This is a genomic window from Pseudomonas sp. Xaverov 259 (assembly GCF_019352915.1).
Lineage (GTDB): Bacteria > Pseudomonadota > Gammaproteobacteria > Pseudomonadales > Pseudomonadaceae > Aquipseudomonas.
The window spans coordinates 26011-39400 of the sequence record NZ_JAAAFV010000050.1; the positions used below are offsets into that span (position 1 = coordinate 26011).

Annotated in this window: 11 protein-coding genes; 4 read left to right on the forward strand and 7 right to left on the reverse strand. The window is 61.5% G+C overall.

Annotated features, from left to right (window positions below):
- Window positions 1-34: 34 nt before the first annotated feature.
- The 6 genes from K0H48_RS21460 to K0H48_RS21485 all read right to left on the reverse strand — a co-directional run bounded on the left by K0H48_RS21460 (window position 35) and on the right by K0H48_RS21485 (window position 6305).
- On the reverse strand, window positions 35-2275 hold the full coding sequence (locus K0H48_RS21460; protein WP_219269053.1) for a TonB-dependent receptor: 2241 nt from the start codon (window positions 2273-2275) through the stop codon (window positions 35-37).
- Between the two features lie 275 nt (window positions 2276-2550).
- Window positions 2551-3528: a FecR family protein gene (locus K0H48_RS21465; protein ID WP_219269054.1), complete on the reverse strand. Its 978-nt coding sequence runs from the start codon at window positions 3526-3528 to the stop codon at window positions 2551-2553.
- A complete protein-coding gene (locus K0H48_RS21470) occupies window positions 3525-4103 on the reverse strand; it encodes an RNA polymerase sigma factor (protein WP_219269055.1) in 579 nt (192 codons plus the stop codon). Before K0H48_RS21470 ends, K0H48_RS21465 begins: the two co-directional genes overlap by 4 nt.
- Before the next feature lie 7 nt (window positions 4104-4110).
- Window positions 4111-4437 (reverse strand): DUF3325 domain-containing protein, encoded by a 327-nt coding sequence (locus K0H48_RS21475; RefSeq protein WP_219269056.1) that lies wholly within the window; start codon window positions 4435-4437, stop codon window positions 4111-4113.
- Window positions 4438-6006: a PepSY domain-containing protein gene (locus K0H48_RS21480; protein ID WP_219269057.1), complete on the reverse strand. Its 1569-nt coding sequence runs from the start codon at window positions 6004-6006 to the stop codon at window positions 4438-4440.
- Window positions 6003-6305, reverse strand: coding sequence for a DUF3649 domain-containing protein (locus K0H48_RS21485; protein ID WP_219269058.1), 303 nt, complete (start codon window positions 6303-6305; stop codon window positions 6003-6005). The genes K0H48_RS21480 and K0H48_RS21485 overlap by 4 nt, the downstream gene beginning before the upstream one ends.
- A 171-nt stretch (window positions 6306-6476) precedes the next feature.
- On the opposite strand from K0H48_RS21485, the gene K0H48_RS21490 reads away from it, so the two are divergent.
- The 3 genes from K0H48_RS21490 (at window position 6477) to fecA (ending at window position 10333) form a co-directional block, all read left to right on the forward strand.
- Window positions 6477-6965 (forward strand): sigma-70 family RNA polymerase sigma factor, encoded by a 489-nt coding sequence (locus K0H48_RS21490; RefSeq protein WP_219269074.1) that lies wholly within the window; start codon window positions 6477-6479, stop codon window positions 6963-6965.
- Window positions 6962-7903, forward strand: a complete 942-nt coding sequence (locus K0H48_RS21495; RefSeq protein ID WP_219269059.1) for a FecR domain-containing protein — start codon at window positions 6962-6964, stop codon at window positions 7901-7903. The genes K0H48_RS21490 and K0H48_RS21495 overlap by 4 nt, the downstream gene beginning before the upstream one ends.
- A gap of 93 nt (window positions 7904-7996) precedes the next feature.
- Window positions 7997-10333 (forward strand): TonB-dependent Fe(3+) dicitrate receptor FecA, encoded by a 2337-nt coding sequence (gene fecA, locus K0H48_RS21500; RefSeq protein WP_219269060.1) that lies wholly within the window; start codon window positions 7997-7999, stop codon window positions 10331-10333.
- Between the two features lie 511 nt (window positions 10334-10844).
- Here fecA and K0H48_RS21505 read toward each other — a convergent pair.
- A complete protein-coding gene (locus K0H48_RS21505) occupies window positions 10845-11717 on the reverse strand; it encodes a LysR family transcriptional regulator (protein ID WP_219269061.1) in 873 nt (290 codons plus the stop codon).
- Window positions 11718-11822: 105 nt separating this feature from the next.
- On the opposite strand from K0H48_RS21505, the gene K0H48_RS21510 reads away from it, so the two are divergent.
- Complete coding sequence (locus tag K0H48_RS21510; protein ID WP_219269062.1) at window positions 11823-13334, forward strand: MFS transporter; 1512 nt, start codon at window positions 11823-11825, stop codon at window positions 13332-13334.
- The last annotated feature ends 56 nt before the right edge of the window (window positions 13335-13390 follow it).

Here is a 13390-nt window from a genome sequence, read left to right on the forward strand (position 1 = left end):
CAAGCCCGCTCCCACATTCAGTTCTGCAGCGTCTTTAGAAGTTAGCTTCCAACGACACCATCGCCGTACGCTCTTCACCGACGTTGTAATACGCCGTACTTGGCGCCAGACCGTTTACCGGCACCGAGTTGAACGACACGGTACGCGCCGAGCTCAGGTATTCCTTGTCAAACACGTTAAGCATCGACAGCCGCAGGGTCGCAGACTTGATCACCTTCTTGTCCACCGGCAAGTAGATACCGGCATTCAGGTCCACCACGGTGCGCCCGGAGATTTTTTCGTCATTGGTCAAATCGCCGTAGAAACTGCCGACGTATTTGCCCGCAACGTTGCCGTAGAAACGCGAGTCGTCGTAGCCAAACACCAGGTTGAACATGTTTTCCGGCACGTTGGCCAGTTGCTTGCCGGCGGTGGGCAACAACACGTTCTTGCTGAGCAGATTGTCTTTCTGTTCAGACTGGGTGTAGGTGTAAGACGCGTAGTAGTTGAAGTGATGCGGCAACAGCCCGCTCCACTCCAGTTCCAGGCCTTTGTTGTCGACTTTTCCGACGTTGATCACCGCGTAGTCGCCGTTGAGGTCGGTGGTCGACAACTGGCGGTCCTTGAAGCTGATGTAGAACAGCGTCGCGCTCAGCGCCATATCGTCTTCGGTGAAGCGCCAGCCCAGTTCCTGGTTCCAGCTCAACTCAGGTTTGAGGCTTACCGAATCGCCCTTGTTGTACAGCACGTAGTTCGGCGGCGTGCGCATGTTGCGGGTGACGTTGTAGAACGCCTGGTTGCTCTCGTCGACCTGGTACTTGGCGCTGAAGTTCGGCAGGAACTGGTGGTAACGGGTGTTACGTTTTTCCGGTTTGTCGTACAGGCTGCCCAGGTTGTTGCCGTCGCGCTCGACGTACTGGTAGGCCACGCCGCCGACAAAACTCAGGTCGGGCGTGGCTTGCCAGCTATCCTGCACCCAGAGCTTTTGCGCTGGCGTGACGGTGTAGTAATGACGGCCTTGTACCGTCGCACCGTTCTTGTCGACCACCTGCCCGCCGCTGTTGTAGTCGCCCCACACATCATCGGGTGCGCCTTCGCCGTTGATGCCGATAAACGGCTGGGTCTGGCGCTGACGTGCGCGCTCATACCAGTAGCCGTAGTCCAGGCTGTGTTCTTCGTTGATGTCCCACTTCATCTTGGCGGTAACGCCCGGGCGCCAGGTTTCGGTCCACGAAGGGCGGTAGTAGTTGAGCGATTTGAGGTTGCTCAGGTCGTAGTTGCCGGCCTTGTCGGACTTCGGCCCCAGGTTCGATGCGGTCTGGCCGCTGAAGCTGCCACCGTTGGCCCAGTAGTAATACGGCGTGACCGTCAGCGCCAGGTTGTCCTGCAACTGCCAGCGCTGGGTGAGCGTGGCGTTGACGCTTTCGAAGGGGTTGCGGTTGAGCTTGTAGGAGGACGACAGCAAACCCGACTTATACACCGGAGTTTGCGAGTAGTCCTTGCGCCGCCCGTCCGTGTCGAACTGCGACTTGCTCAAGGAGTTGTAGTTGTAGTTTTCCTGGTTGTTGTACTTGATGGTGGCCAATGTGGAGTTGCCGCTGCCGTCTTCAAACAGGCTGCTCCACTCGACCTTGTCGCTGCGCAGCGTGCCTTTGCCGCGCCACTTGTCGCCCTCCAGGTGCGATGCCGAGACCCAGGTCTTGAGGCCGCCGAAATCACCGGTATTGACCCGCACGAAGGTCTTGCGCAAGTCGTTGGCGCCGACGATCTGCTTGGCAAACAAGCCGGCCTCTTTGGTCGGCCGAATAGTGATCATGCCGATGTTGCCACCGCTGGAACCGATGTGCGGGCCGTCTGCTTCCGAAGAACCCTGGGTCGCGAATACTTCCGCAAGGTTTTCCGGGTCGCCCAATTGGTTGGAATAGACGCTGTAGTTGCCCGAATCGTTGATCGGCACGCCATCGACGGAAACCCCGATCTGGTCGGAGTTCATGCCGCGCATGGTGAAGTTGGTACCGCTGGTGCCACTGGCATCATCACTGGAAACGTTGATGCCCGGCGTGTATTTGAGCTTGTCGATGGCGTTGGCGGTCGACGACATCTGGTCCATGGCTTCCTTGGTCACCGTCGACCGCGCCTTGGCACTTTCTTCACGGATCATGTGGCCGTTGCCCAGGGTCTGTTTGCCGGCGATGTCCACCGAACCGACGTCCTGCGTGGTGTCTGCCAAAACCAATGGCGCAAAGCTACCTAGGCCCGATGCAAAAAGCAGGGCAGAGAGTGTGTTGATCTTCACAAGTAGATCCCTTACGTGCATCTATCTGTTGTTATGGAGGGCGGTACTGGCTGTCAGAACCGGGTGAACGGCGACGCCAGTCTTCCTGACCACCTGCTCAGGAATCCGAGGATGATCCTTGGCGCGTGTAACGGTTTGGTGACAGGTTTGGGCAATTAGGATGAAGGTTAAGTGAAGGATCTACAGGCAGCGTGATACCTGGCCTGTAACTGCCGGCAGGAAATGATCGCGAGGAAAATAGTTGTAAAAGAAGGTGGCCAGCAAACCGTTCGTGTCTAGCGCAACACAATCATACGGCCCAAAACCGTATGCTGTTCAAACCCCAGCACCGCTTGCAGGGCATTCAAAACCGCCACTGGGTCCTTGCTCGGAAAGCTGCCGCTGACACGCTTGGCGCTCATCTCGTCGTTCAGCAACAGAATGCGCCCCGGATAGTAACGGCTCAGGTCCTTGACCACGTCAGCCAACGGCGCCTTGTAGTAATTGAGCCAACCGTCACGCCAGGCCAGGCGTGACTCACTGTCGACCGCGTGCATCGCTTCGGCCACACCGTCTGCGTAGGCCACCTGTTGGCCTGCGGTCAGAACCTGCTGCCGGCCTTGCCTGGAAGCTGTCACGCCAACCCGGCCAGACAATACCGTCACCTGCGCGCCAGCCGGTTGCAGGCGCACTTCGAACTGTGTGCCCAACACCCGCGCTTCGCCGCTGCCGGCCTCGACCACAAAGGATTGGCCGGTGTGGGTCACGCTGAAAAACCCGGCACCGCGACGCAACTGGATATGCCGCTCACCGTGGCTGAAATCCACGGCGATGGCGCTGTCGGCATCCAGGGTCACTTGGGACTGGTCGGCCAGGGTCACGGTCTTGACCTCACCCGGCGCGGTCACGTAATCGGCGCCGAAGTCATTCACCCAACGCGACGGCTGCCACCCGGCGCCCATCGACACCATCACCAGCAGGCACGCGGCCATGGCCAAGGCGCCTGACCAGCGCAGGGTGCGCGAACGTTTCGAGGTGTTCATCGCATTGAGGTAGCCCTGCAGGGCCAGGGCGTCTTCATCCGCCAGTGCGCGCGCCGGTACTTCGCTCAGCTCCCACAGCACCTGGGCCTGGGAATAAGCCTCGACGTGGGCAGGATCGGCCCGCAACCAGCGGCTGAAGGTGGCCTGGTCGCCACTGCTGGGCTGGTCGTGCAACAGGCTCAGCCAGTCGAGTGCGGCCTGTTCCTGGGCGGGCGTGGGGGTAACGTTCACGGTGCTGTCCCTGGCGTGCGTGGGGGCAATGGTTCGCGAAGGCTGGCCTTGCAGGCTTCGAGGGCACGCATCATATGTTTTTCCACGGCGCTTTGGGACAGCCCCATGGCCTTGGCGATTTCTGCGTACTTGCGGCCGTGGATGCGGTTGAGCAAAAAAATCTGCCGCGTGCGCTCCGGCAGGCTGCGCAAGGCGGCTTCGACATGGCGCAGATCATTGCCCGCTTCGAGCGCCGCCTGCGGTTCGGAGCCCTGATGGTCCTGTTGCTCCGGCAGCCAGCCTTCGTTGCTGCGCACGCGGGCGCCTTCGCTGCGCAAATGGTCGATGGCAATGTTGCCAGCACAGCGCAGCAAGTAAGTGCTGAGTTCTTCGACCTGCACCAACGGGCGGCGCCAGAAGCGCAGGAATAAATCCTGTACCAAATCCGCTGCCGTGGCGCGGCACCCCACACGGCGGCTGACCAAGGCTTCCATTTGCGAACGCTGGGACAAAAACACCTGCAAAAAATGCGCACGCCCACCGGCCGCATCGGTGTGCGGGCGGTCCTGGGATTCGGGTGGCGTGCTGATCATCATTACAGGCTCAAAATAAGGCGAAGGCCGCAACAGGGCTGGCCAGCAGGCCGACGCCCGCCAGGATCAAGGCCAGCCTTGGCCGATACGGCAACAGCAATACCAGCAGCAGCGCGCTGAGCATCAACACCGCGCACCATTCCACCAACCCTTGAGCCCAACCTGAAGCGGCGACAGCGGGCCAGATCGACACGCTCAGCAACAACCAACCGGCCATGCGCAGGCTTGAGCGCCGCGCGGGCGACGGCTTGCTGTGCAGCAGTTCGCCGTGATGGCGGTCGGTGGCCAGGCACAACGCGGTAAACCCGGCGTAGCACATCAACAGGGCAAGCAGCATTCAGTGCGCCTCCTGCTTGAGCGTTACTGCCCGCACGCGCTCGGCCTTGGGTTGCGTGCGGTGTTGCATCTTCCACGCCGCCCACGTGAGGAACAGGCCGCTGGCCAGGCAGGTCAGGTCGAAGCCGGCCATGGCCCAATCACCCTTGGCCAATGACGCGCCCAAGTGCTGCGAGGTGGTCAGCGCGTTGAGCAGAGGGATCGCCACAAACAACAGCGCAGCGAAGCTCAGTTGCTCGACCCAAGCCTGGCGACCACGGCGCAATACGGCGTGCAGCAGGCTCAGGCCCCAGGCGATAAAGAAGGTTTGTATTTCCCCATCGGAACGCTCGGCGAAGCTCACCGGCAACAGGCGGTTGGCCCAGAAAAACGCCGCGATGGCGATCATCAAGCCAGACATGCTGGCAATGTTGAGCACTTCCACCAGCCGCAGTTCAAACGGCATCACACCGGTTTTAGCGTGCTTGAGCTGGCGCTTGCCGAGCCAGATCACCAGGCCGGTGCCGATCATCGCCGTGCCCGCCAGGCCACAGATAAAGTACAGCCAGCGCAGCACCGGGCCAGCGAAATGGCCCATGTGCAGGCCGTAGAAACTGCCGCCAATCGCCGCCGGCAGCGATTGTTCACCGCTGACGCGCAGCAACTCGCCGGTGGTGCCGTTGAATGAAACGCTGCTGCCAAAGTCATGCACCACACGGTCGGAGCCGGCCCGGACCACATTCACCGACGCATTCACATCGCCAGGATTGTTGACCACCAAACGACCCACATGCCCACCGGCCCATTGCGTGCGCGCCTGCTCGTACATCGGCCATAACGGCAGCAACTGACCCGGCTGGCCGAGCGCCGGCGCATTGTTGGTATTGGGGAACACTTCATTAAAGAACGCGCGGCTGTCGTCGCCATACGAGGCCAGGATCGGCGCGGGCATCACCATGTTCATGAAGATCACCAGGCTGCTGTAGGTGATCATCAGGTGAAACGGCAGCACCAGCACACCCACCGCGTTATGCCCGTCGAGCCAGGAGCGCTGGCCCTTGCGTGGGCGAAAGGTGAAGAAGTCCTTGAAGATTTTCTTGTGAGTGATGATCCCGGTGATCAGCGCGACGAACATCACCATCGCGGCGATAGTCGACAGCCAGCGGCCCCACGGGTAAGGCATTTGCAGTTGGAAGTGGAAGCGGTAGAAAAATTCGCCGCCCATGCTTTCGCGGGCCTGGACGGGTTGAGCGCTGACGGGATCGAGGACTTTCTGGATGAAGTTGCCGCGTTTGCCGGGGTCAACTTTGTCTTGCCACATCACCGACAGGCCAGGGTCACGGCTGTTGGGCAGGGTGATAAACCAGCGCGCGGCGTTGGGCGCCTGTTGCTGCAGATAGGTTTGCGCAGCGGCGAGGCTACGCGCTTCGTCCAATGGGTACGCCTGCACTTCGGGCTGCATCCAGTGGGTAATTTCGTCCTTGAAATAGGCCAGGGTGCCGGTCAGGAAAATCGCAAACAGCAGCCAGCCGAAGATCAGGCCGGCCCAGGTGTGCAACCAGGCCATCGCCTGGCGGAAGCCCTCTTTCATGTGCGTGCCATCCAAAAACCCACGCCCGCCAGGGTGGCAAATAACGCGCTGGGCAGCATCACGCCAAACCAGGCGCGCGAAGCTGTGCGGCAAGCGAAGCACCAGATAACGGCCAGCAGATAGAACACAAACGAACTCATCATCCCGGTGATCACCGCGTCAGCGCGCGAGGTGGGCATCCACAGCGCCATGCACACGGCGGCCAGGGATGCCATCAGATAGCCGCCGACCACGGCAGCCAGCGCGCGCGAGCTGACGGCGAGGCGGTAGGAGACGGGCAGTGAGGGTTTGCTTTTCATGCAGGAGACGCCAGATTCATCAGCGCGCAATATTAATGATAAATATTCTCATAAGCAAAAGAGAACGGATGAATCACCTGCCCACATGGATTGCCGAATGCGTATCACGCCCCTTACAATGCGAACAATTCTTGTTCTCTAAAGTACATTGATACTTTCGGAGTGAACGCGTTGCAGCCGCCCAACACCGTCGAAGTCCTGTACCACGACCATCACCTCTGGCTTACCGGCTGGTTGCGACGCAAGCTCGGCTGCCCGCAAAGCGCGGCGGACCTGGCGCAAGACACCTTTATCCGCGTACTCACCGCCCGCGAAGCACCCACGCTGATCGAGCCACGCGCCTTCCTTACCACCGTGGCCAAGCGTGTGCTGTTCAACTTCTACCGCCGCCAGGACCTGGAACGCGCCTACCTCGATGCTCTCGCGCAGATGCCCGAACACGTCGCGCCCTCGGAAGAAGACCGCGCCATCATCCTGCAAACGCTGGTGGAGCTGGACCAACTGCTCGACGGCCTGCCCGTGCAGGTCAAGCGCGCCTTCCTGCTGGCCCAGCTCGACGGCCTGACCTACGCACAAATCGGCGCCGAACTGGGCATCTCCATCGCCACGGTCAAGCGCCACCTGAATAAAGCAGCGATGCGCTGCTACTTCGCCCTATGAACTTTTCAACCCAGGTTGCCGAACAAGCTGTGCACTGGCTGATGGAAATGCAGCAAGGCGCGCTTAACCCGCGCCAGCAAGCGGCGTGGCAGCACTGGCTGAATGCCCACAGTGAACATCAGCGCGCGTGGGACCACATCCAACGCGTCAACCAGCGCCTACGCGGCATGCCCTCGCCTCTCGCTCACGCAGCGCTGAACGCGCCGCAATCGAGCAGCCGCCGCCAGGCGCTGAAGCTGTTGCTGATTCTCGGCGCAGGTTCGGTGGCTGCCTGGGGTTTGCGCCAGCAGCATATTTTGCCGCCCTTGAGCGCCGACTACCGAAGCCCTGTTGGCCAACGGCGCAAGGTGCAACTGGCCGATGGCAGCCAGTTGCAGCTCAATACCGGCAGTGCGGTGGATGTACATTTTGATGGGCAGCAGCGCCTGATCCGCTTGCTTGAAGGCGAGATTTTGCTGACGGCACGCGCAGGCGATACGCCGCTGCGCGTACTCACCGGCCAGGGTTTGCTCAGCAGCCAGGCGGCCCGGCTGAACGTGCGCCAGTTCAACGACCATACCCAACTGGCGGTGTTTGAAGGGAATGTTGAGGTCATGCCCAACAGCTACAGCGGTTTGCCGTTGACCGTCGAGGCCGCGCGTCAGGTCAATTTCACCCGCAAAGGCTGGGACACGCCACGCCCGAACGACGCCAACAGCGGCGCCTGGGCCGACGGCATGCTGGTGGCGGCGCATATGCGCCTGGAAGATTTCCTCGCAGAGCTTGGCCGTTATCGCCGGGGCCAGCTCAACTGCGACCCGCAAGTGGCGAACCTGCTGTTGTCCGGCAGTTATCCATTGGATGACAGCGAGCGCATTCTCGACCTGCTGGAAGTCAGCCTGCCGGTCAAAGTGCGGCGCTTTACGCGCTACTGGGTGACCGTTCAGGCCCGCGCCTGAAAAATTATTTTCAATAACAGTGAGCTGTTTTCCACACCTCGCGTGACAGAGAAGGAAAGCCACCTTGATCCTTCCTTCTCAGGACCGCACGTCATGCCCCAGCAGCCGACCCTTCTCGCCCGCACCTTGCGCCAACTGTTACTCGGCGCCAGCCTCAGTTTCACCGTACTGCCTCAGGTGATGGCGGCCGAGGCCAAGCCGTATCACATCGCTCCGGCCTCGCTGGAAGCGGCGCTGAATCAATTTGGTCGCGAAGCGGGCGTGCTGATTTCGTTCGGTTCGCAAGTCACGGCTGGTATGCAGAGCCGTGGTTTGTCGGGCAATTACAGCGCCGACGAAGGCCTGCAAAAACTGCTCGAAGGCACCGGCCTGCAAGCGCGCGCCGAGGGCGACAAGGCCTACAGTCTGCAACCGGCCAATGCGCCTGCGACCGTGGAGCTGCAAACCTCCAGCGTGGTCGGCGACTGGCTTGGCGATGCGGCGCAAACCAATGTGTTCGAGCACCCCGGCGCCCGTGACGTGATCCGTCGCGAAGAATTCGAACGCCAAGGCGCCACCCAGGCCCGCGATGTGCTCAACCGCATCCCCGGCGTCAATGCCCCGGAAAACAACGGCACCGGCAGCCATGACATGGCGCTGAACTTTGGTATTCGCGGCCTCAACCCACGCCTGGCCTCGCGCTCCACTGTGTTGATGGACGGCATTCCGGTGCCGTTCGCGCCCTATGGCCAGCCGCAGTTGTCTTTCGCGCCGATCAGCATGGGCAACATGGACGCGGTTGACGTGGTTCGCGGCGGCGGTGCCGTGCGCTACGGCCCGCAGAACGTGGGCGGCATCGTCAACTTCGTAACCCGCGCAATCCCGGATGCGCCGACCGTCAAAGGTGGCTTACAGACCGAGACCAGCCCGTCCTCCAGCCATGACGGCTTCAAGACCACCGGCAACCTGCTGGCTGGCGGCACTGCCGACAACGGCCTGGGGGGCGCGATCCTGTACTCCGGCACCCGTGGCGGCGACTGGCGCGAAAACAGCAACACGCGCATCGACGACTTGATCCTCAAGGGCAAATACCAGCTGGACGACGCCAACAGCTTCAACGCCATGGCGCAGTACTACGAAGGCCAGGCCGATATGCCCGGCGGCTTGAACGTCAAGGACTACAAGGCGGATCCGTACCAGTCCACCCGCCCCTACGACAAGTTCTGGGGCCGCCGCACAATGTTCAACGCCGGTTACCGCTACCAGGAAGACCGCCGCGAATTCACCGCCAACACCTTCTTCACCACCACCTTGCGTAATGGCTACCTGGACCAGGGCAGCTTCCTGTCGTTGTCCCCGCGCGAATACTGGGTGCGCGGCCTGGAAACGCGCTTCGCCCAAGGCTTCGATCTGGGCCCTACCAGCCATGAAGTGGGCGTTGGTTACCGCTACATCAGCGAAGCCGGCCATGAGATGCGCTACCGCACGCCGATCAGCGCCAACCAGCAGCTGCCCAACACCAACAGCCGCAACGACCGTGACACCCGTGGCGCCACCGAAGCCAACGCGTTCTTCATCGATGACCGCATTGATATCGGCAAGTGGACCATCACCCCGGGCGTGCGCTACGAAATGATTGAGTCCCAGCAGACCAACAACCTCACCAACGTCAAATACAAAGGCGACTACAACACCGCGTTGCCTGCGTTGAACGTGCTCTATCACCTCACCGAAGACTGGAACCTCTACGCCAACACCGAAGGTTCGTTCGGCAGCGTGCAATACAGCCAGATGCCCAACCGTGTGAGCAGCGGCGAAGTGAAACCGGAAAAAGCCCGCACCTGGGAACTCGGCACCCGCTACGACAACGGCAGCCTGCGTGCGGAAATCGGCGCGTTCCTGATCAACTTCGACAATCAGTACGACAGCAACCAGACCAACGACACGGTGATCGCCCGTGGAGAAACGCGCCACCAGGGCATCGAGTCGAGCATCAACTACGCCCTCGACGGCTTGAGCCCGGCACTCGCGGGCTTTGACGTGTACGCCACCTACGCCTATGTGGACGCAACCATTCGCGAAGACGGGCCGAACAAAGGCAACCGCGTGCCCTTCTCGTCCAAGCACAAAGGCACCCTCGGCGTGGGTTACACCGAAGGCCGCTGGAAGCTCAATGTCGACAGCAGCTACCAGAGCAGCCAGTTCGCCGACAACGCCAACACCCAGGCCGAAACCGCCGACGGCGCCAACGGGCGTATCCCCGGCTACATGCTGTTCAGCAGCCGCGCGGCGTATGACTTCGGCCCGCAGCTGCAAGACTTGAATGTGGCGGTTGGTGTGAAGAACATTTTCAACAAGCAGTACTTCACACGCTCGTTCGACGACAACAACAAGGGCAAATATGTGGGCGAGCCGCGCACGGTATACGTGCAAACGTCCATCGCGTTTTAAGTCCCAGCGAGGCTGCGAAGACGGCGGCACAGGCGGCATATATGCTGGCTGACCCACCGCTTTCGCAGCCTCGCTAAAGCTCGACAGCTCCCACAGGGATCGGCTTTGTTGCTGAGGTTCGGTTAGCGGGGCCATCCCGTCGAACGCAGATTTTGCCAGCGACAAAGCTCAAATGTGGGAGCTGTCGAGCCCTAGCGAGGCTGCGAAGGCGACGGCACAGGCGACACATAAATTGCCTGACCCACCGCTTTCGCAGCCTCGCTAAGGCTCGACAGCTCCCACAGGGATCGGCTTTGTTGCTGAGGTTTCGGTTAGCGGGGCCATCCCGTCGAACGCAGATTCTCCCAGCGACAAAGCGCAAATGTGGGAGCTGTCGAGCCCCAGCGAGGCTGCGAAGGCGGCGGCACAGGCGACACATAAATTGCCTGACCCACCGCTTTCGCAGCCTCGCTAAAGCTCGACAGCTCCCACAGTAGATCGGCTTTGTTGGGGAGGCCTGCGTTGGCGGCGTCTAACTGCCTGCCAGGCAACTCGGCATGCCGGCCACCAAGGCGTCGATGGCGCAGCGCGTCTTGGCTGGCATGTGTGGGGCCGTCGGCCAGATCACGTGGATCGGCGCCGGCTGGTCGCGGTGGTCTGGCAGTACCGCTTCCAGTTGCCCGCGCAATACGTAGTGCGCAATCAACCAGCTCGGCAACCAGGCCAGGCCCACGCCCGCAATCGCGGCATCGGCCACGGCCTGGAGGTCGTCGAGCATCAACAGCGAAGGCACTCCGGGGCGCTGCGAGGTGTTGCAGCGGTAGGCAATACCTCGGTGGGCGGCGAGGTCGTCGATAGCGTTGATTGGCCCGACCCGCTGCAAATAGGCCGGCGAAGCAGCCAGACCAACAGATTGCTCGCCCAGGCGACGCGCACTCAGGCGATCGGTGTCCGGCAGCGGACCAATACGCACGGCCACGTCGAAGCCTTCCTGTGCCAGATCGATCAACCGGTCAGAAAACGAAATCTCGATTTCCAACGCCGGGTAACGGTCCATCAACCCCCACAACGCTGGCGCCGCGTAATGATGGCCGAAAGCCAAAGGCAAGCTCGCCCTTAAACGCCCGCGCGGCTGTTGCCGGCCGCTCTCCAGCACCGATTCGGCAGCTTCCAGCTCTGCCAACGCCCGCAAACAATGTTCGTAGTACGCCTGCCCATCCTCGGTCAGACGCTGGCGGCGGGTGGAGCGCTGCAACAGGCGAGTGCCCAAGCGCGCTTCCAGGCGCGCCAAGCCTTTACCCACGGCCGAACGCGTAAGGTTCAGTCGTTCGGCAGCCTCGGTCAGGTTGCCGCTCTCGACGACTTGCACAAAGAGCTCAACACCATCAAAACGCGGAATGACCATGCTTAATTGTCGCCCTCAATTCCCTTATCAAAGGAAAACTTATCACGAATAAAGAATTCTGCTCCCGCGAGAATAGCGCTCTCCCCCAAGCAAAAGGAATATCCCATGCCGCCCGCCGCCGCCGTATCGGCCATCAGTGCTCCGCGCACTGCCAGAGATGGCCTCGCGCTCACCGCCGTGTGCCTTGTGGCATTGATGTTCGGCCTGGAAATCTCCAGCGTTCCGGTCATCCTGCCGACCCTGGAACAGCAACTGGGCACCGGTTTTCAGGATGCGCAATGGATCATGAACGCCTACACCCTGGCCTGCACCAGCGTCTTGATGGCCGCCGGCACCCTGGCTGACCGCTTTGGACGGCGGCGCATGCTGGTGTTGTGCCTGTGGCTGTTCGGATTGGCTTCGCTGGCCTGCGGGCTGGCCAATGATGCCAGCACCTTGATCGCCGCGCGCTTCGTTCAGGGCGTGGGCGCCGGGGCGATGATGATCTGCCAGTTTGCGATTCTGTCGCACCAGTTCCGTGAACCTGCTGCTCGGGCACGCGCCTTTGCGATATGGGGCGTGATCGCGGGCCTGGGCCTGGGCTTCGGGCCGATGGTCGGCGCGTTGATTCTGGCAGTCGCGGACTGGCGCTGGGTGTTCCTGGTGCATGTGCCGCTCACACTGCTGACCTTGGTGCTGCTGCGCATCAGCGTGCAGGAATCCCGCGATCCGGCGGGCCATCGGCTGGATATCGCCGGCATGCTGACCTTGACGCTGTCGGTGTTCGCCTTGGTGTATTTCATTACTCAGGGCAGCGAAAACGGCTTCGGCAGCCCGGCGATGCTCGGCTGGGCCGGTTTGTCGCTGGGCGGGCTGCTGCTGTTCATCTTTGTTGAGCGGCGCAGCGCTCACCCGATGTTCGATTTTTCGGTGTTCCGCATCCAGCGCTTCAACGGCGCGCTGATGGGCTCGATTGGCATGAACTTCAGTTTCTGGCCTTTCATGATCTACCTGCCGCTCTACTTCCAGGCTGGCCTGGGTTACGACACGCTGACCACCGGCGCGGCCTTGCTGGCCTACACGCTGCCGACCTTGCTGGTGCCGCCACTGGCGGAACGCCTGGCCCTGCGCTACGGCGCCGAACGTATTATCCCGCTGGGCCTGGGTTTGATGGGTGCAGGGTTTATCACCATGGCAGCAGTCAATGGCGCGCAGCAGCCGAGTATCGTCTGGGTACTGTTCAGTTGCGTGTTAGCGGGCGTGGGACTGGCACTGACCAACTCACCGACCACCAACACCACCACCGGCGCAGTGTCGGCTGACCGGGCGGGCATGGCCTCGGGTATTGACCTCAGCGCACGGTTGATCACGCTGGCGCTCAATATCGCGTTGATGGGGCTGGTGCTGCTGCTGGGCATCGGCCATCACCTTTCCAGCCTGCTGCCTGCCACTACGGCCTTGGATTGGCCCGCTATCAGCCAGAACATTGCGGCCGGCAAGCTGAACGCGCTGGTGCTGGCGCCTGCAGAGGCACAGGCCGCACTGCGCTACGGCGCCGGCTGGGCCATGCTGTTTGCGGGTGTTGGCGCGTGTGGGCTGGCGATCTTGAGCCGGTACTTCTTCCAGCAGCGCCGCTGAACGAAAACGGGCCTGCGCATGCAGGCCCGTTTTATTGGGGTTGAAAAAACACTCAG

Excerpts from the sequence above, each read along its gene's own strand:
- K0H48_RS21470 (WP_219269055.1), bottom strand. The coding sequence starts at position 4,103 with ATGATGATCAGCACGCCACCCGAATCCCAGGACCGCCCGCACACCGAT.
- K0H48_RS21475 (WP_219269056.1), bottom strand. The coding sequence starts at position 4,437 with ATGCTGCTTGCCCTGTTGATGTGCTACGCCGGGTTTACCGCGTTGTGC.
- K0H48_RS21480 (WP_219269057.1), bottom strand. The coding sequence starts at position 6,006 with ATGAAAGAGGGCTTCCGCCAGGCGATGGCCTGGTTGCACACCTGGGCC.
- K0H48_RS21485 (WP_219269058.1), bottom strand. The coding sequence starts at position 6,305 with ATGAAAAGCAAACCCTCACTGCCCGTCTCCTACCGCCTCGCCGTCAGC.
- K0H48_RS21495 (WP_219269059.1), top strand. The coding sequence starts at position 6,962 with ATGAACTTTTCAACCCAGGTTGCCGAACAAGCTGTGCACTGGCTGATG.
- fecA (WP_219269060.1), top strand. The coding sequence starts at position 7,997 with ATGCCCCAGCAGCCGACCCTTCTCGCCCGCACCTTGCGCCAACTGTTA.
- K0H48_RS21505 (WP_219269061.1), bottom strand. The coding sequence starts at position 11,717 with ATGGTCATTCCGCGTTTTGATGGTGTTGAGCTCTTTGTGCAAGTCGTC.
- K0H48_RS21510 (WP_219269062.1), top strand. The coding sequence starts at position 11,823 with ATGCCGCCCGCCGCCGCCGTATCGGCCATCAGTGCTCCGCGCACTGCC.